18 protein-coding genes and 1 pseudogene are annotated in these 17,870 nt (G+C 66.1%); 9 read left to right on the top strand and 10 right to left on the bottom strand.

Annotation, left to right across the window (positions count from 1 at the left end; all coding sequences use genetic code 11):
- Nucleotides 1–64: 64 nt before the first annotated feature.
- On the top strand, nt 65–508 hold the full coding sequence (locus tag F9K07_RS16775; RefSeq protein WP_159594517.1) for a universal stress protein: 444 nt from the start codon (nt 65–67) through the stop codon (nt 506–508).
- Between the two features lie 18 nt (nt 509–526).
- Here F9K07_RS16775 and F9K07_RS16780 read toward each other — a convergent pair whose 3' ends face one another.
- From F9K07_RS16780 to F9K07_RS16800, 5 genes and pseudogenes are all read right to left on the bottom strand, one after another.
- Nucleotides 527–1,705 carry an MFS transporter gene (locus tag F9K07_RS16780; protein ID WP_159596971.1) on the bottom strand — a complete coding sequence of 393 codons (1,179 nt, stop codon included), beginning with the start codon at nt 1,703–1,705 and terminating at the stop codon, nt 527–529.
- An 8-nt stretch (nt 1,706–1,713) separates the two neighbouring features.
- Nucleotides 1,714–2,133 (bottom strand): arsenate reductase (glutaredoxin), encoded by a 420-nt coding sequence (gene arsC, locus F9K07_RS16785; protein WP_159594518.1) that lies wholly within the window; start codon nt 2,131–2,133, stop codon nt 1,714–1,716.
- A pseudogene (locus F9K07_RS16790) lies at nt 2,130–2,255 on the bottom strand (arsenical-resistance protein); the annotation flags it as partial. The pseudogene F9K07_RS16790 and the gene arsC, both read right to left, overlap by 4 nt.
- Nucleotides 2,256–2,379: 124 nt before the next feature.
- The gene (locus F9K07_RS16795) at nt 2,380–2,706 is read right to left on the bottom strand and encodes an ArsR/SmtB family transcription factor (RefSeq protein ID WP_159594519.1); all 327 of its coding nucleotides are present in this window, start codon (nt 2,704–2,706) and stop codon (nt 2,380–2,382) included.
- Between the two features lie 34 nt (nt 2,707–2,740).
- Nucleotides 2,741–3,616 (bottom strand): LysR family transcriptional regulator, encoded by an 876-nt coding sequence (locus F9K07_RS16800; protein WP_159594520.1) that lies wholly within the window; start codon nt 3,614–3,616, stop codon nt 2,741–2,743.
- Nucleotides 3,617–3,810: 194 nt separating this feature from the next.
- On the opposite strand from F9K07_RS16800, the gene bla reads away from it, so the two are divergent.
- Nucleotides 3,811–4,590 (top strand): class A beta-lactamase, encoded by a 780-nt coding sequence (bla, locus tag F9K07_RS16805; protein WP_236581291.1) that lies wholly within the window; start codon nt 3,811–3,813, stop codon nt 4,588–4,590.
- A gap of 131 nt (nt 4,591–4,721) precedes the next feature.
- Here bla and F9K07_RS16810 read toward each other — a convergent pair whose 3' ends face one another.
- The 5 genes from F9K07_RS16810 to F9K07_RS16830 all read right to left on the bottom strand — a co-directional run bounded on the left by F9K07_RS16810 (nt 4,722) and on the right by F9K07_RS16830 (nt 10,374).
- Nucleotides 4,722–6,278: a malonate--CoA ligase gene (locus F9K07_RS16810; RefSeq protein ID WP_159594522.1), complete on the bottom strand. Its 1,557-nt coding sequence runs from the start codon at nt 6,276–6,278 to the stop codon at nt 4,722–4,724.
- 45 nt (nt 6,279–6,323) lie between these two features.
- Nucleotides 6,324–7,094, bottom strand: coding sequence for an enoyl-CoA hydratase/isomerase family protein (locus F9K07_RS16815; protein WP_159594523.1), 771 nt, complete (start codon nt 7,092–7,094; stop codon nt 6,324–6,326).
- A complete protein-coding gene (locus F9K07_RS16820; RefSeq protein WP_159594524.1) occupies nt 7,091–8,077 on the bottom strand; it encodes a Bug family tripartite tricarboxylate transporter substrate binding protein in 987 nt (328 codons plus the stop codon). The genes F9K07_RS16815 and F9K07_RS16820 overlap by 4 nt, the downstream gene beginning before the upstream one ends.
- A gap of 32 nt (nt 8,078–8,109) precedes the next feature.
- The gene (locus F9K07_RS16825; RefSeq protein WP_159594525.1) at nt 8,110–9,441 is read right to left on the bottom strand and encodes a malonyl-CoA decarboxylase; all 1,332 of its coding nucleotides are present in this window, start codon (nt 9,439–9,441) and stop codon (nt 8,110–8,112) included.
- A gap of 261 nt (nt 9,442–9,702) precedes the next feature.
- Nucleotides 9,703–10,374, bottom strand: a complete 672-nt coding sequence (locus F9K07_RS16830; protein ID WP_442907334.1) for a GntR family transcriptional regulator — start codon at nt 10,372–10,374, stop codon at nt 9,703–9,705.
- An 809-nt stretch (nt 10,375–11,183) separates the two neighbouring features.
- Here F9K07_RS16830 and F9K07_RS16835 point away from each other — a divergent pair.
- From F9K07_RS16835 to F9K07_RS16865, 7 genes are read left to right on the top strand one after another with little or no spacing between them, the layout of a single operon-like run.
- Nucleotides 11,184–11,375 (top strand): Flp family type IVb pilin, encoded by a 192-nt coding sequence (locus F9K07_RS16835; protein ID WP_159594526.1) that lies wholly within the window; start codon nt 11,184–11,186, stop codon nt 11,373–11,375.
- A gap of 26 nt (nt 11,376–11,401) precedes the next feature.
- The gene (locus F9K07_RS16840; RefSeq protein ID WP_159594527.1) at nt 11,402–11,884 is read left to right on the top strand and encodes an A24 family peptidase; all 483 of its coding nucleotides are present in this window, start codon (nt 11,402–11,404) and stop codon (nt 11,882–11,884) included.
- Nucleotides 11,885–11,919: 35 nt separating this feature from the next.
- On the top strand, nt 11,920–12,894 hold the full coding sequence (cpaB, locus tag F9K07_RS16845; protein ID WP_159594528.1) for a Flp pilus assembly protein CpaB: 975 nt from the start codon (nt 11,920–11,922) through the stop codon (nt 12,892–12,894).
- A 41-nt stretch (nt 12,895–12,935) separates the two neighbouring features.
- On the top strand, nt 12,936–14,273 hold the full coding sequence (locus F9K07_RS16850) for a type II and III secretion system protein family protein (RefSeq protein ID WP_236581292.1): 1,338 nt from the start codon (nt 12,936–12,938) through the stop codon (nt 14,271–14,273).
- A gap of 26 nt (nt 14,274–14,299) precedes the next feature.
- Nucleotides 14,300–15,580 carry a histidine kinase gene (locus F9K07_RS16855; RefSeq protein WP_159594530.1) on the top strand — a complete coding sequence of 427 codons (1,281 nt, stop codon included), beginning with the start codon at nt 14,300–14,302 and terminating at the stop codon, nt 15,578–15,580.
- Between the two features lie 5 nt (nt 15,581–15,585).
- The gene (locus tag F9K07_RS16860) at nt 15,586–16,911 is read left to right on the top strand and encodes a CpaF family protein (protein WP_159594531.1); all 1,326 of its coding nucleotides are present in this window, start codon (nt 15,586–15,588) and stop codon (nt 16,909–16,911) included.
- The gene (locus tag F9K07_RS16865) at nt 16,904–17,863 is read left to right on the top strand and encodes a type II secretion system F family protein (RefSeq protein ID WP_159594532.1); all 960 of its coding nucleotides are present in this window, start codon (nt 16,904–16,906) and stop codon (nt 17,861–17,863) included. Before F9K07_RS16860 ends, F9K07_RS16865 begins: the two co-directional genes overlap by 8 nt.
- Nucleotides 17,864–17,870 lie beyond the last annotated feature (7 nt).

Here is a 17,870-nt window from a genome sequence, read left to right on the forward strand (position 1 = left end):
AGATCAAGCACAAATGCCGATGCTTTGTTACGCTGGACCGGTCAACCACAGAAGGAGAATCAACATGTACAAGCGAATTCTGATTGCCACCGACGGGTCGAAGCTGTCCGATCAGGCGGTAGAACACGGCCTCAATCTGGCCGACCTGACAGGCGCGGACGTGGTGGCGCTCAAGGTGGTCCCGCGCTATCCGCAGTCCTACTTCGAAGGCGGTGTGGCGCTGGCCGCCGCCGAGGTGGGCCGCATCGAAAAGCAATGGCAGGAACAGGCATTGGTCGCCGTGAACGCGGTGAAGTCGGCCGGGCAACTGCGCGAGGTGAAGGTCAAGCCGGTCACGGTGAAGTCCGACCTGGTGTCCGAAGCCATCATCGCCACGGCCAAGCGCAACAAGTGCGACCTGATCGTGATGGCCTCGCACGGCCGCCGCGGCATCAAGCGCCTGTTGCTGGGCAGCGAAACGCAACAGGTGCTGACGCACTCGCACATTCCCGTGCTGGTGCTGAGGTAAGGCCTCACGGGCGTCGGCTCAGCCTCTGACCGGGGCCCGGGCGGGGAGCAGAAAAAGCGCCAGGAACGCCAGGAGCCCCACGGCGGATGACAGCACCAGCGCGCCCGCCCCCCAGTGGTCAAGCGCCAGCCCGAACAGCCAGGGCGCCAACGCCTGAGCGAACCTGGCAGGCACCATCAACACACCCTGGCGCTGGCCGTACCCGTGCGGGCCGAAGACGACCAGGGGCAGCGTGCCCTTGGCGATGGTCAGAATGCCATTGCCCGCGCCATGCAGGATGCCGAACACCGCCGCCGCTGGCGCACCCCAAAGCGCCAGCGCCGCGGCGCCCAACGGGTGCAGAGCCGACGCCAGCCGGGCCGACAGCAGCGGATGGACCTTGCTCAGAAAACCGAACTCCAGCAAGCGCGCGCCCACCTGGGCAGGCCCGATAAGCGCCCCCACAAACACAGCACTGGCGAGGGTGGCGCCCGCTGCCTGGAGCAAGCGTGGCAGGTGCGCGGCCATTGCCGTGGAGATGAACCACGTCGTGGCGAACACGAAAGAAAGCACCCAAGTCGCCCGCCCCACGGACGCACTTTTCACCACCTCGCGCGGCATGGGGTCTGCGCGTGCTGGCTGGGGCAGCGTTGTCGGCGCCCGTGCGAGCAAGGCATTGAGCGGCAGCCCCAGCACCAGGTGCAGTGCCGCCCAGACCAGGCAGGCACCGCGCCACCCGATGTGCGCTTCCATCCATGCCGACAGGGGCCAGCCCACCGTGCTGGCGAACCCGGCGATGAGCGTGATGCCCGTGATGGCGCCGCGCGCCTCCTTGCCATACAAGCGCACCAGCGAGGCAAACGCGGCCTCGTACAGGCCACTGCCCATGCCGATGCCGATGACGATCCAGGAGGCAAAGAGTCCGATGGGCCCCTGCGCAAATCCGAGCCCCATCAAACCGAGCGCGAAGAGAACATTGGTTGCCATCAACACCGGCCGGCCGCCCCACCGATCGATCGCCGCACCGGCACGGGGCCCCAACAAGGCCGAGACCACCAACGCGACCGAGAAAGCCGCGAAGACCGTCGGAACCGAGACACCCAGTTCGCGTGCCATGGGCGCTGCCAGCATGGCCGGCAGGTAGTACGAAGACGCCCAGGCCAGGGTCTGCGCGGCGCCCAACGCCGCCACGCTCAGGCCGCGCCGCTCACCTTGCATGGCTTGCGTCAAGCACGCCGCGCGCCCGTGTCCACGACCACCTCCCCGTCCTCCTTGGTGAACGGTGGCAGCGGCCCCACCGGCAGCAGCTCCAGCACCACTTCCGATGGCCGACACAGTGCCGTGCCCAGCGGCGTCTCCACGATGGGGCGGTTCATCAGGATCGGGTACTGCGCCATGAAGTCCAGCAACTGCTCGTCGCTCCAATGCGCATCGCCGAGTTGAAGCTCCGCGTACGGCGTGCCCTTTTCGCGCAGCAGCGCCCGAACGGGCATGCCCATCGCCGCGAGCAGTTGCCGGATACGCGCCTGGGACGGCGGTGTCTTCAGGTACTCGACGACGGTGGGCTCGATACCCGCATGCCGGATCAGCGCCAGCGTGTTGCGCGACGTGCCGCACAGGGGGTTGTGAAAAATCGTGATGCTCATGGGATCCTCGGCGTCATGCCGCGCTCGTACCAGCCCTGCGACCGGTTGACGATGGCCACCATCGCCAGCATCACTGGCACCTCGATGAGCACACCGACGACCGTGGCCAAGGCCGCGCCCGACTGGAAGAAACCGGGCATCGCCTGACCCAGCGCCATGCCGGCGAGGATGCACAGCCCAACACACAGGGACAGATAACGCTCGAAGAATCCCATGGCGCTTGCGGGTGCCGCGCGCAGCGCGGTCTCAGCAGCCACAAGCCGCCCCCGAGGGTTCGGCGGCGCAGGCTGCGCCCGCGCAGCAGTTGTCGGTGAGATAGCCGAGCAAGGCATTCATGCGGTCGAAGGCTGCCCGGTAGATGAGGTTCTTGCCGACCCGCTCGCAGGTGACCAGGCCCGCCGTTGCCAGCTCCTTCAAATGGAACGACAGGGTGGTGGCGGGAATGCCCAAGCCCTCGTGCATCACGCCAGGGGTCATGCCGGAAGGGCCGCAGACCACCAGTGCGCGAAACACCTGGAGCCGCACGGTATGGGCCAACGCGGCCAGCGATTGAATGACGTCTTCTTCGTTCACGGCATGACAATACCACAATTCTCGAATTATGAACTCATAAGACTGCCTTCGCATCCGCGAACTGCGTCTCCAGCCAATCCTGAAACGCCTTCATCGCCGTGCTCTTGCGCCGTGTCTTCACCCGTGTGAGCCAGTAACCGCCTACATTCACCTCGACGTCGAACAGGCGCGCCAGGCGCCCGCTGCGCAAGTCACGATCGAACAACGCGACTGGCAACAGCGCCACGCCAGCGCCTTGCGCGGCAGCCTCAGCCGACACCAGAGACGCATCGAACACGGGACCGGTCAGCAACGAACACGGCGTGCCGGCGGCCTCGAACCATTGCGGCCACTCGTCCGACCGGAAGGAGCGCAGCAAGGTCTCGCGCCCCAGGTCGGCGGGCGCGCGGATGCGGTGGACCAGCGAAGGCGCGCACAGCGGCGTCAACGGCGCGTCGAGCAAATGGCGCGTCTGCATGCCGGGCCATTGCCCATCGCCGAAGCGGATCGCGCAGTCCAGGCCTTCCGCGGCCAGATCGATGCGGTTGTTGTGCGTGGACAGCCGCAACTCGACAAATGGGTGGCGCGCCTGGAAATCGCGCAGGCGGGGCAGCAGCCAGCCCACCGCGAACGTGCCGACCACGCCCACGGAGAGCACCTCACGCTTCTGTGCCCCTTTGAACGACTCCAGCGTGGCGGACATGCGCGCAAAGGCATCCACCAGCGCGGGCAACAAGGCCAGGCCTTCGTCGGTCAGCGCCAGGCCGCGGGGCACCCGCCGAAACAGCGGTTTTCCCAGGCGCTGCTCCAGGTTCTTCACATGTTGGCTCACGGCGGTCTGCGTGAGGTGAAGCTCCTGCGCGGCGCGCGTGAAGCTCAGGTGCCGCGCCGAGACTTCGAAGGCGCGCAAGGCATTGAGTGGCAGATCCATGGAAAGCCCCAAGTTTTTCTTTGGTAAGGCCTCGATTATTTCCGTTTGAATGCAAGGCAGGACATTTCTACGATACGCGCCTTCTCTTTAACTTTTACAGGAAAACCATGATCCATCGACGCAGCTTCTGCCTGTCTTGCGGCTCCGCCCTTCTTGCGGCATCCCTTCAAAATGCTTGGGCCGATCAAAGCCCCTTGCAAGAGGCTCTGCGCGACATCGAGCGCAAGGCCAAAGGCCGCCTGGGCGTGCACATCATCGACACCAGCACCGGGCTGGAGCTGGGCTGGCGGTCGGAGGAGCGTTTCCTCATGCTCAGCTCGTTCAAGCTGCTGGCCAGCGCCCTGGTGCTGGACCGCGTGGACCGGGGCGTGGAGTCGCTGCAGCGGCGCATCCGGTTCTCCAAGGAGGACCTGGTTTCCTGGTCGCCGGTGACCGAGCGCCATGTGGGCGGCCACGGCATGAGCCTGGCGCAGCTCTGCGAAGCCACCCTCACCACCAGCGACAACACCGCGGCCAACCTTATCCTCGCGAGCTACGGCGGCCCGGCCGCGCTCACCGCCTACGCGCGCCGCCTGGGCGATAGCGAGACACGTCTGGACCGCACCGAACCCGCACTCAACCGCCGCGCCGCCAGTGGCGAACCCTTGGACACCACCACACCGCGCGCCATGGCGAACACGCTGCGCACACTGCTTCTGGGCAAGGCACTCGCGCCCGAATCGCGCGACCGTCTGACGCAATGGCTGCTGGCCAACACCACCGGCGGCAAGCGCTTGCGGGCGGGGCTGCCGGTCGGCTGGCAAATCGGCGAGAAAACGGGCACGGCAGGCGACGACGCGAACGACATCGGCATCGCGTTCCCGGTGCAACGCGCACCGATCATCGTCACCGCCTACCTGGCGGAAAGCGCCACCGATGCAGCGACCAGGGAGAACGCCTTGGCCAGCGTAGGCCGCCTGCTGACACGCATTTAAAGCACGCACACCCAAAGGCCCTCGGTGATCGGGGTTTCCGGCGCAGCCGGTCCGGGGGACACCCGCGGAGCCGGGCACCCCGGTCGCCGAGGGCCGTTCCAGCAGGAGAAGAACCCCAGCAGCGAAAAACTTCAGGAAACGAACAACCCTTTGTGCTCCTCGCGCAAGAGGTTCTTCTGCACCTTCCCCATGGTGTTGCGGGGCAACTCCGCCACCACCAAGCATCGCTTGGGAATCTTGAAATTCGCCAGCGAGGCTTTCAGGGAAGCAATGATCCGATCCGTGTCCAAGGCCGCGCCCGGCTTGGCAATCACCACCGCCACCCCCACCTCCCCGAAGTCCGGGTGCGGCACGCCCACCACCGCGCTCTCGGCCACACCCGGCATTTCGTTGATTGCGGCCTCGATCTCGGCCGGGTACACGTTGTAGCCACCGGAGATGATCAGGTCCTTGCTGCGCCCCACGATGCTCACGTAGCCCCGCGCATCCACACGGCCCACGTCACCCGTGCGGAAGAAGCCATCGGCCGTGAACTCCTCGGCCGTCTTCTCCGGCATGCGCCAATAGCCCTTGAATACGTTCGGCCCGCGCACCTGGATGCCACCGATCTCACCGGTGGGCATCGGCTGGTTCGCATCGTCCACCACGCGCAGCTCGTTGCCCGGCAGAGGAAAGCCCACCGTGCTGCCGCGCCGCTCGCCCTGCCCGCCGAAACGCGCGTCCGCCTCGTAGGGGTTGGAGGTGATCATCACGGTTTCGCTCATGCCATAGCGCTCCAGAATGGTCTGCCCGGTGCGCGCCTTCCACTCGTCGAAGGTCTCGATCAGCAGCGGCGCCGAACCCGAGATGAACAACCGCATGTGCGCGGCCTGGGCTTTCGTCAGACCCGGCTCGGCCAGCAGGCGCACATACAAGGTGGGCACCCCCATGAACACCGTGGCGCGCGGGAACAGCTCCACCACCGCACGCGGCTCGAACTTGTTGAGCCACAGCATCGGGCTGCCATTGATCATCGCGCCGTGGATCGCCACGAACAGCCCGTGCACGTGGAAGATCGGCAAAGCGTGGATCAGCACGTCGTCCGCCTGCCAGCCCCAATAGTCCTTGAGCACCCGCGCATTGCTCAGCATGTTGCCGTGCGAGAGCATCGCGCCCTTGCTGCGCCCGGTGGTGCCGCTGGTGTAGATGATCACCGCCAGGTCCTCGGCACGGCTTTGGGCTGGCTCGTGCACGTCGCTGTGGTGCGCGGCGCGGTCCAGCAGCGTGCCCGTGCGGTCATCGCCCAGGGTGAACACATGGCGCGTGCCGGCCTTGAAGGCGATCTTGGACACCCAGCCGAAATTGCCCGGGCTGCACACCACCACGGCGGGCTCGGCATTGCCCACGAAGTACGCGATCTCGCCGGCCTGGTAGGCCGTGTTGAGGGGCAGAAACACATGGCCCGAACGCAGCGTGGCCAGGTACAGCACCAAGGCCTCCACCGACTTCTCCACCTGCACCGCGATGCGCGAACCTTCGGGCAACTGCATCGAGGCGAACAGGTTGGCCATCATGGCGCTGGCGCGGTCCAGATCGCGCCAGGAATAGCGCAGGCCGGCGTGCGCGCCGCCCACGGTTTCCACCGCCGTGCTGTCCAGGTCGACGGGAAAGGCCGCGCGCAAGGCGGCGTACAGGTTCTGGTTGTTCATGGTTCGAATTCGGGGGCAGAAACGAAAAGGAAAACGAAAAAAGGGTCAGGAGAACACCGGCTGGCGCTTGGCAAGAAAGGCCGCGATGCCTTCGCGGTGCTCGGCCTCGTCCGCGTAATCGTAGGCATGCGTCACCAGCGCATGCACCGGCTGTCCCCCGCGCAACGCGCGCAAGGTCTGTTTGTTCAAGCGCGCGGCCTGCGGCGCCAGGCGCGCGATGCGCTGCGCGCGGGCTTGCACGTCGCACGCCACCTCGGCATCGGGCAACACCGCGTTCAGGAAGCCGCGCGCTTTCATCTCCGCGGCATCGAACACGGACGCCTCGAACAACATCTCGCGCGCCGTGGCCACACCCGCCTCGCTGGCCACGAGCTGGGCTTCGCGCGGCGCCATGGGAAACCCCAGCCGGGCAATCGGCGCGCCAAAACGCGCCCCTTGCCCCGCCACGCGGATGTCGCAGCAGCTCGCGATTTCCACGCCTGCTCCCATGCAGTTGCCCTCGATCTGCGCGAGCACGGGCAGGTCGCAGGCGAGCATGGCGCCCAAGCCGCCCCACACGTCGTTCTCGTGGAAGTCGCGCAGTTCGCGCGCATCGAAACGGAAGTCGGGGTACTCGGCAATGTCACCGCCGGCGCAGAAGTGTCCGCCCTCCCCGGCCACGGTCACGCCGCGCACATCGGAGCGCGCCTGCAAAGCGGTGAACACCGCCTTGAGCTCGCGCCACATCGTGCGCGACATGGCGTTGAACTTGCCCGGGTTGGAGAGCGTCACGCGCGCCAGCGCGTGCTCGACGACACACTGAACATGCCCGCTCATTCGAGCTTCGCGCCCGAGGCCTTCACCACCTGCGCCCATTTCTGAATTTCACCTTTGACGAAAGCATCGAACTGCGGGCCGCTCACATTGGCGAACTCCGCGCCCTGGTTGGCCCAGACGGCCTTGGCTTCGTCGGTCGACACCGCCTTGCGGATCTCTTCGATGGCTCCCTTCTGCGCCTCGGCCGGCGTGCCTTTGGGCGCCCAGACGCCGTACCAGGTGGTCACGTTGTAGTCGGGCAGCCCCATCTCGGCCGCGCAAGGCACATCCGGCAGGGCGGGACTGCGCTGTTTGCCCGAGACCATCAGCGCCTTGATGCGGCCACCCTTGATGTGGCCCGCCGAAGAACCCAGGCCATCGAACATCACATCCACCTGGCCGGCAATGAGGTCGTTGAGCGCCGGGCCGGCACCGCGGTAGGGAATGTGGGTGATGAAGGTGTTGGTCTGCTGCTTGAACAATTCGCCCGCGAGGTGGTGCGAGGTGCCGCTGCCCGCCGAGGCGTAGTTGAGCTTGCCCGGGTTGGACTTTGCCAAGGCCAGGAATTCCTTGAAGTTGTTGGATGCGACGCGCTTGGGGTTGATCACCACCACCTGCGGCACGCTGGCCACGAGGATGAGCGGGACCAGGTCCTTTTCGAGGTCGTAGTCGAGCTTGGGGTACATGCTGGGCGCGATGGTGTGGTGCACCGCGCCCATGAACAAGGTGTAGCCATCGGGTGCTGCCTTCGCGGCAATGCCCGCGCCCAGCGTGCCGCCCGCGCCACCCCGGTTGTCGATGACCAGGCTCTTGCCCGAGAGGCGGGCGAACTGCGCGGCCATCGGCCGGGCGAAGGCATCGGTGCCGCCGCCGGCCGGGAACGGCACGATCAGCGTCACCGGCTTGCTGGGCCAGGCCGATTGGGCGCGCGCCGCCGATCCGACAAGGGCAGCGCCGGCCACCGCCGCGCGCAGGATGTCTCTTCTGTTCAGGCTGTCCGTCATGGGGTTGTCTCCTCGGGTTGAAATAGGCAGTGTCAAAGGTAGAGGCTCTTGATCGCCGCCGCTATCGGGACTTTTCCTTGCGCCAGCGACAGGCGGTGCTTGTCCAGGCGCTTGAGATCGTAAAGGTAGTTGACCATCAGCCCATAGGACTGTTTCTGTCCCTTGGGCGAGGGGTCGGCGGCCCAGTTCAGGCGCTCCACGCGCGCGCCGTTGCCCAGGTGGAAACGGGCCACGGGATCGCGCGGCCGGCCCTCGTCCATCTCCTCCCCGAGGTAGCGCGCGGCCCAACCCATGAGGGCGCGGCGCTCGGGCGCGCTCTCCGGCCATTCCTGCGTGCGCTCCCAGGCTTTGAGCAGGTCGGCCGGTGCATTCTTCGAGAGCCAGGCGCGCAGGCCGGGAATGGGCGACAGGGTGACGAAGGTCCGCAAGCGCGGGAATTCCGCCTTGAGCGTGTCCACCACGTGCTTGATGAGCGAGTCGCCAAAGCTCACACCCTTGAGGCCGGCCTGGGTGCTGCTGATCGAATAGAAGACCGCCGTGGTCGCCTTGTCCAGGTCGGCTGGCGCGGCGGTTTCGTCCAGCAGCGGCGTGATGCTGGTGGCGATCTCGTTCATGAGAGCGACCTCCACGAAGATCAGCGGCTCGCCCGGCAGGCGCGGGTGGAAGAAACCGTAGCAGCGGCGGTCGCTGTCGAGCCGGTTCTTCACGTCGGCCCAGCTGCGGATGTCGTGCACCGCTTCGTACTGGATGAGCTTTTCCACCAGCGAAGCCGGCGAGTCCCAGCTGATGCGGCGCAGCTCCAGAAAGCCCACGTCGAACCAGGTGGAGAACATGTACTCCATCTCCACGTCGAGCGCGGCCAGGCGTTTGTCGCTGCGCAGGTACGGTTGCAATTCGGCGCGCATGTCCACCAGGAAGCGCACGCCATCCGGGTTGGCGCTGAAGCGCTGCAGCACACGCCGCCGAGGCGATACCGTGGCGCGCCGGTAGCGCACCTCGGCCGCGGCTTCGTCGGGCGTGCCCACGGCCGCGGCGAACTGTTCTTGCGCCTTCTTCGCCCGATCCGGATCGGCCACGAAATGCTCGCTCAGGAGCAGCCACAGGTCGCGCCGGTGCGGCAGGCTGGCCGAGGCATAGCCGTCCATCATCGCCTGCGCGCGGCGCCCGCCTTCCACCTCGCTCACCACCGGGTCGACGATGGCCTGCAGTTGCTTGAGCGCCTGGCGCAGCATGCGCGGCGACATCGCCTCCTCCTCGTGCCGCAGCGTGGCCTTGAGCCGCTCGCGGGTGGTCCGGGGCGTGTGGGCCTTGGTGCCGGGACGCAGGAGGGAGACGCCCTGGGCGAGCCAATCGGGAGGTGTCATGGTCTAGGGCCTGTTAACACTATTTTTCCAAGTGCGAAGGGGTTGAAAACAGCGCCAATCGAGGCGCGCGACGACGGCCAGACTGGGCGTCTGGCCTAGGAGTGCAACGAAGAGTGGCGCTGTTTTCAACCCCTTCCCTTCGGGTTGCGGCCCAAAAGGCCATGCGCCGCGTTGCGAAGCCTCGCCGGGCCACCGGCCCGTCTGCGTTTCGCGCCTTGCGCATGGCCTTTTGGTTCCGCAACGCATCTTGGAAAAATAGTGTTAATAGGCCCTAGGTTCCGTCAATCGAGAGGTCTGGCTGCGCGCCAGTTCGCGCAGCGCCACGCGCTGGCGCGTGAGGTGCGTGCGCATGGCGGCTTCGGCACCTTCGGCATCGTGCGCCTTGAGCGCCGCGAACACCGCCATGTGCTCGGACAGGCTTTGGTCCAGCCGCCCGGGTGCGTGCAGCTGTTGCAGGCGCGCCAGCTTGACGATCTTGCGCAGATCGCCGATCACTTGCGCCAGCCAGCGGTTGTTTGCCAGGGTGATGATGGCCTCGTGGATGGCGTAGTTCGCATCGAAGTAGTCCTGGATGCGCCGTGCCTGCGCGCTCTCGTTGAGCCGGTCGTGCAGTTGTTGCAGGGCCGCGAGGTCGGCATCGGTGGCGTTGCGCGCCGCTTCGAACGCACAGCGCCCTTCCAGCAAGGCGATGACGGGGAAGATTTCATCCAGATCGCGCTCCGTCACCTGGCGCACGAAACAGCCCCGCCGTGGCTCGTGCCGCACCAGGCCTTCGGCGCTCAGCACCTTGAGCGCCTCGCGCAAGGGCGTGCGAGAAATCGACAGCTGCGCGCACAGGGCATGCTCGTCCACGAAGCTGCCCGGCGCCAGCTCGCCCGCGAAGATGCGTTCGCGCAGCTTCGTGGCCACTTCGTCGTGCAGGGAGTTGAGCATGCGAATGTTTCTGTAATCACACGTAATTACGCGTAATTCTACAAACAGACCATGCCGCACCCACCCGGACTTACCCGGATGGGCGCAGCTCTTCGACCGCTGGCAGCGTCCGTTTGGGGCCGAACCGGCCTGTGCTCATCAGACGCCGCAAATCGCCGCCCCGTTGCCCCTCGACTTCCCGGCCGCAATTCGACCACCTCGCTATTTGAACCGAGTGGTCAGAAATAGGATGGACTATCGGTCGCATCAAAACCAGCGATTGGTGGGAATTGTCTGAAATACGACTTTGGACCCAGGCGATTCCAGTCCACATTTGCCGGGAGACCTCAATAGCCCCATTCCGTTCGTTAATGGAATGCAAAAAATCTCACAATGGCGCCATGAAAGGCGGCTAATGAAGGGTAAATACCCGCATATTTGCTTCACCATGGAAACGCCTCGCCGATAGCATCTGTATCGCAAGGAAAGTCTCCCACCTCTCATGGGTCACTCGAAAAAATCCTTTAAAAACAAGGATAAATTGATCGTAGGGAAATATTGAATGTCCGTGTAAGGAATGTTTGACAAGAGAACCATTGGATTCATTGTTGAATTGGAATTGAGGAGGATAAGTTATTAAAAACACACTTGGAATGCTGCTGGCTTTCCCAGCCACACGAGGTCCAAGGACCTAATTTGATTGCACGATGGGCAGCACAAAACAACCGAATAGACGGCCCAATGGATTCAGCAAAACCTCAATGACCGACAAAATTTAGACCCAAAGTTTTCTATTTTCAACAACCGCTTGTTTCACCAAGGAGTCCATCATGAACGCACATATCCGCCAATTTCTGCGCGACGAAGAAGGTGCTACCGCCATCGAATACGGGATCATCGCCGGCCTCATGGCCGTGATCCTGCTCGCGGTCTTCAACAGCGACGCTGGCGTCAAGGGCACCCTCAACGCCATCTTCACCCACGTGAAAACCGTGGCCACCACGGGCGCGACCGGCGGCTGAGCCGCATGCCACCGAGGCCGTCCGACATGAAGCTCGCCTTGCTTCTCTGGCTGCTGATCGCCATCGCTCAGGATGGTCTTCAGCGCCGGGTGCGCAACACGTTCGTTCTGGTCGGCATCGCGCTCGCACTGGGCGCCGTGGCGTTCGACGCGCAACCCTTCGGACTGGGCTGGACGCCGGCGCTGCTGGGCGGCGCGGCCGCGTTCCTGGGCCTCTTGTGCTTCTACGCCTTCGGGCTCATGGGCGCTGGGGACGTGAAGTTCGCGGGGGCCCTGGGCCTGTGGGTGGGACTTGAACCGCTGCTGCCGATCTGGCTGGTGGCCAGCCTGCTGGCCGGCCTTCACGGCTTGCTCTGGGTAGCCCTGCAACACTGGCCCGTCGCCCCACGCCTGGCACTCGCGCTCTCTGGACGGCCGCGCGAAGACGGCACGCATTCGCGCCCGATTCCCCTGGCCGCCTACCTCGCGGTTTCCACCCTCGTTTTCATGGCTTCGGGCCTCCCGGCCTGAACGCCCCACAGCAGACGCCACGACCCCACACCACCATGATCCGATTCTCCAAAATCATCGCCGTCATCCTGGTGTTGCTCGCGCTCGTGCTCTGCGCCTACGCCTGGATGCTCAGCCGCAAGCCTGCGCCCGCCGTGGTCGCCCCGCCCAGCGTGGCCAAGGTCGCGCCGGCCGAAGCCACTTTTCCGATCGTCGTGGCGACCCAGCCCCTGCCCGCCGGGCAGGCCATCGAGGCCTCCGCGCTGCGCGTGGCCCAACTCACCATCAACCCCGGTGGCGCGTTCATGAGCGTCTCCGAAGTCGTGGGCCGCGTGCCGGTGTTCGACCTCGGCACCGGCTCGCCCTTGTTGGAAAACCAGCTCGTCTCCGGCCTGTCCATGCGGCTGGAAGCGGGCGAACGCGCCGTGGCCGTCAAGGCCGACGAAGTGATGGGCGTGGGCAACAGCGTGCGCCCGGGCGACTTCGTCGACGTGTTCTTTGCCTTGAAGGCCGACGGCCGCGACGTCGAGCGCAGCCAATCGCGCCTGTTGCTCGCCCGCACACGCGTGCTGGCCTATGGCAGCGCCTCGGTAGACGGCATGCCCACCCATGGCGAGGGCCGCGCCTCCCAGAAGCCGCAGGCCGGCTCGGGCCAACCTGCGCGCACCGCGGTGCTGGCGGTGGCGGTGGAAGACGTGAACCGCCTGGCGCTGGGCGAGGCCCACGGGCGGCTCTTGCTGGCGCTGCGCCATCCGAACGACACCGCCGAGCCGGACCCGACCCTCTTCGCCGAACTGCAGGCCGCCTTGCAACCCCAGGCCGGCAAGCGGGGCACAGCGCCTCTGAGCGGCGTGGACCGCGCGGTCGCCGGATTGACCACGCAGGACCTGGCCAGCGGCGGCAGCACGGCGCGCAGCCGCGCCAACTTCACGCCATCGGCCCAGGCCCGCCCCGTACGCACCGCTGCGCCGGCATCGGGCCATGAGGTCGAGATCTTCCGCGGCGACCGCCGCGACACCGTTCGCTACTGAACGCTCGCGCCCCCAACCACCAGGTGCAACGCATGTTCCTTATGTCCTCCACCCGAACGTCTTCCAGTGCCTCACTGTGGTCCGGCCTGCTGTTGCTCGGCACCTGCGGTACCGTGGCGGCGCAGGTCGGTACTGCGCAGCCTGCCGCACAGCAAGTGCAGCTGTCCGTCGGCACCCAGCGGGAACTCTTGATCGACAAAGGTGTAGACCGCATTGCCATCGCCAACGAACAAGTCGCCTCGGTCATGGTGTCGCGCAAGACGCAAGGCGCGGGCAGCACCGCCGCCGCCCGGTTGCTGATCACGGCCAAGGCACCGGGCAGCACGTCGATGATGGTGTGGGAACGCGGCAGCGCCGTGGCCACCACCTACTCGATCGAGGTGCAACGCGATGCGGCGGTGTTGCAGGGCAGCTTCCCCTCGGCGGCCGAACACCAGGCCGCGCGCGACGCCGCGCTCGCCACGCAGCCCGAGAAGGCGGCCCTCTCCGACCGCTCCACACTCAACGTGAAAAGCCAGAGCGTGCAGGTCGAAGTGAAGATCGTCGAGTTCAACAAGCGGGTGCTCAAGCAGGCCGGCCTGAACCTCTTCAGCACCGCGCCGAACCGGCACGGCTTCAGCTTCGGCGTGTTCTCGCCCAGCTCGCTCAACCGCACCAGCGTCGCCCAGAACGGCGCGCTCAGTTTCGAAGCCACCTCGCCGTTCGCGCAGGCCTTCGGTCTGCTGGCCAGCTTCAGCAAGGCCAACATCGCGCTCAACCTGGGCCTGCTCGAAGGCAACGGGCTGGCCCGTGTGCTGGCCGAACCCACACTGGTTGCGCTCTCGGGCCAAAGCGCCAACTTCCTCTCCGGCGGCGAGATTCCCGTGCCCGTCGCCCAAAGCCTGGGCACCACCACCGTCGAATACAAACCCTTCGGCGTGGGCCTCACCGTCTCGCCCACCGTGCTGTCGAACCAGCGCATCGTGCTCAAGGTCGCGCCCGAAGCCAGCGAGCTGGACTACACCAACGCGATTTCGCTCAGCGGCCTCACGCTGCCGGCCATTGCCACGCGCCGCGCCGACACCACCGTGGAGCTCGGCGACGGCGAAAGCTTCGTCATCGGCGGGCTGGTGAGCCGCACCACCACCTCCAACGTGGACAAGGTGCCCGGACTGGGCGACATCCCCGTGTTGGGCACGGTGTTCAAGCGCCAGGACCTGCAGCAGAACGAACGAGAACTGGTGATCGTGGTCACCCCGCACCTCGTCAAGCCCTTCGCACAAGGCACGGCGCTGGACAAGGCCCTGCCCGGCCAGAACGAAAAGCGCGACCCCTCATTCTGGCGCGACTACTTCGTGGGTGTCGGCGGCGATGAAGCCCTGCCCGGCTTCTCCCGCTGAAGCCCCACCCGACCACCATGACCAGCATGCCCACCCCCCTCCAAGCCAGCGTCCAAGGCCGCGGCGTGTACCTGTTCGCGTCGGACAACCGCGAACACACGGGCTGGCTGAATGCGGCCTTGGGTCAGCTCGGTCAGGTCACCACGGTCGCACTCGACGAGCGCTTCCTGAACGAACAGATCCAGGCCAGCACGCCGCGCTCGGTGTTCCTGGACTTCTCCGGTGATCAGGCCTTGCGCAGCACACGCCTGGCCGCCAGCCTGCGGCGCGACTGGCCCGAACTGCTGCTCATCGGCACCGGCCATGCCAACGAAGCGAACACCACGCTGGCCGCCCTGCGCGCCGGCGTGGACGATTTCCTGGATGTCGATGGCCCGCTCGGCGAAGTGCTGCCGGTGCTGCAGGACCTGATGACCCGCCGGCAGAGCGCGCGCGCCGCACCCCAGACCAAGGGCCGCACCGTCGCCCTGCTGGGCGCGCGCGCTGGCCTGGGCGTGAGCACGCTGGCCTGCAACCTCACCGCCCTGCTGCAGGCGCAACGCAGCGCCACGCAGCCGCGCATGCCCGCACAAGCGGGGCGCCGCCAAGGCGTTGCCTTGCTGGACCTGGGCCTGCCCGCGCGCGACAACCTGCTCTACCTCGGCCTAAAAAGCGAATTCAGCTTCGTCGACGGCGTGCAGAACCTGCACCGCCTGGACCCCACCTTGCTGCACACCGCGCTGGCCCAGCACGACAGTGGCGCTGCGGTGCTGCCCCTGCCCGCCAACCTGGCGCAGATCCGCGAGATCTCGCACACCGAATCGGCCTCGCTGATCCAGCGCCTCACCGAGTTCTTCGACCTGCAGATTGCCGATCTGGGTGGGTTCAGTTCGATCGACTTCGTGGCCCACGTGGCGCGCGATGCCGACAAGATCTGGATCGTGTGCGACCAGTCCATCGGCGGCATCGTCTCCACCGCGTCCTTGCTGCGCGAGCTGCGCGACCATGACGTGAACGTCCAGCAGATCTCGCTCGTGGTCAACAAGTTCGAGCCGTTCGTGAACCTGACCGCGCTGGACATCGCGAACCAGCTCGGCCTGCCGCTGGCGCACGTGCTGCCGGCCCGCGCGAGTGCACTGCTGAGCGCCTCCTGCCAGGGCCAGTTGCTGGCCCGCACCGCGCGCAACGACCCGTATGTGACCGCCGTGGGCGAGATGGCGCGCCACCTCATGCCCTTGCTCGACGGCAGTGCGGCGTCCGAGGGCATCGAATTCCCCAGCCGCACACCGCGCATGGCGCAAATGCTCAACAAGTGGATCCGGAGATAGCAGACATGGCCGCACACGTCGAGTTTTCCGACAACCAGCAGGCGTTCCTGAACTCCTCGGAGTTCCAGTCCGTCAAGACCTTTATCCATGAACACCTGCTCAACCGCATCGAAGAACTGGGCGCCGAGTTCGGGCGCTGGTCGCGCAGTTCCGTGCAGCAGTTCGTGCACCTCGAATGCGAAACGCAGGTACGCCAGAACCGCGTGCCGATCAACGCCCGCGAGACCCTCCTCCTGGCCGATGCGCTCACCAAGGAGTTCGCCGGTTTCGGACCGCTGGAGGATCTGCTCAACGACCCCACGGTCGAGGACATCCTCATCAACGGCTGCAAGCAGGTGTACGTCTCGCGCCGCGGCAAGCTGCAGAAGGAACAGCTGAACTTCACCGACAACGAGCACCTGATGCGCATCGTGCGCCGCATCCTGGCGCCCATTGGCCGTCGCCTGGACGAATCCAACCCCATGGTCGACGCGCGCATGAGCGACGGAGGCCGCATCAACGTCATCATCGAGCCCCTGGTCATCGAAGGTCCGGCGGTCTCCATTCGCAAGTTCCGCAAGGATCCGCTCAGCCCCGAGGAGCTCTTCGAACTCGGCACCTTCGACCAGGCCATCGGCCATCTGCTGGAGATGGCGGTGCGCTCGCGCTGCAACATTCTGGTGAGCGGTGGCACCAGCTCGGGCAAGACCTCGCTGCTCAACGCACTGGCCAGCTTCGTGCCCGAATCCGAGCGCGTGGTCACGATCGAAGACACCGCCGAACTCGCGCTCAAGCATTCGCACGTCGTGCGGCTGGAGAGCCGCCCGGGCGGCTACGACGGGAGTGGCAATGTGGCCATCCGCGACCTGCTGCGCAACACCCTGCGCATGCGGCCCGACCGCATCATCGTGGGCGAAGTGCGCGGGGGCGAAGTCGTGGAGATGCTGCAGGCGATGAACACCGGCCATGACGGCTCCATGGGCACGATTCACGCCAGTTCTCCGCGCGAATGCCTCTACCGCCTGGAAATGCTGGCCGGCTTCGCGGGATACCAGGGGAGCGAACTCAGCCTGCGCCGCCAGATCGCCAACGCGATCGATTTCATCGTGCAGATCGGCCGATTGCCCAACGGCACGCGGCGCATTCTCTCGGTGAGCGAAATCACCGGCGTGAACGACAACATGGTCGCCATGCAGGAGCTGTTCCGCCACGAGCCCGTGGCGCAGGCCGACGGCAAGGAAACCGACCGTTGGGTGGCCATGGGCGTGCTGCCGCACTCGCCCAAGATCGCGCGCCTGCGCCAGAGCCTGCTGAAGCAACAGCAGCCGTCACGGGATCCGGTCCATGTCTGAAGCGGCCGCCATCGCCCTGGCCCTGGCGCTGCTGCTGGGGGCGGGCGGCGTGCTGCTGTGGGATGGCTCCGTGCGCCGCCAGCAACGCCGCTTCGCACAGCGCCATGTCGCCGACAAGATCGACGAAAAGGCCGAGCCCGTGCTCGCCACTCCTCTGGCCCACAGCGGCCTGCGGTTCGTGGCACCGGCCACCATCTCGCCCCCCGCGCCGGTGCCGACCCGCAAGACGAAGCTGCGCCTGCCCGGCTGGTTGCTGGGCGCCTTGCCGCCGGCCGCCTTGGTCAGCGGCGCGGCCGCCATCGTGGTGGCAGTGGGCACCACCGCGGTACTCTCGGGTCCGGTCAGCGCGCTCGGCCTGTTCGTGCTGATGCTGGTCGCTGGCGCTTTTTTCATCTGGCTGCGCGTGCAGCGCATGCGGCGTGACATCGTGCGCCAATTGCCGGGCTTCCTCGATGTGATTGTGCGGCTGATCGTGATGGGCCACTCCACCCAGGCGGCGTTCCAGACCGCCGTGGCCGGCACCAAATACCCGCTGCGCCACCACATGGACAACACCCTGGGACTGATCAAGGCCGGCATGGAGATCGACCAGGCGCTTCTGCAGATCGCCCGCAAGGCACGCATCGAGGAGTTGTACCTGGTGGCGTCCATCCTGGGGCTGGGCGTGCGCTATGGCGGGCGCTCCGACCTGTTGCTCGAACGGGTGGCGCACTTCATGCGTGACCACGAAGAAGCCGAGCAGGAGCTGGTCGCCATGTCGTCCGAGACACGCCTCTCCGCCTGGATCCTGGGCTTGCTGCCGCTCTTGCTGGGCGGCGCCATCGTCACCACCAATGGCGACTATTTCTCCCACATGTGGACCGACGCCACCGGCCGCATGATGGTGTTCGGCGCGCTGGGCCTTCAGGCGATGGGTGGCCTGCTGCTGTACCGGCTGGCACGGCTGTCCTGATTGGAGA

The sequence above is a fragment of the Hydrogenophaga sp. BPS33 genome, from assembly GCF_009859475.1.
Taxonomy (GTDB): Bacteria; Pseudomonadota; Gammaproteobacteria; order Burkholderiales; family Burkholderiaceae_C; genus Hydrogenophaga.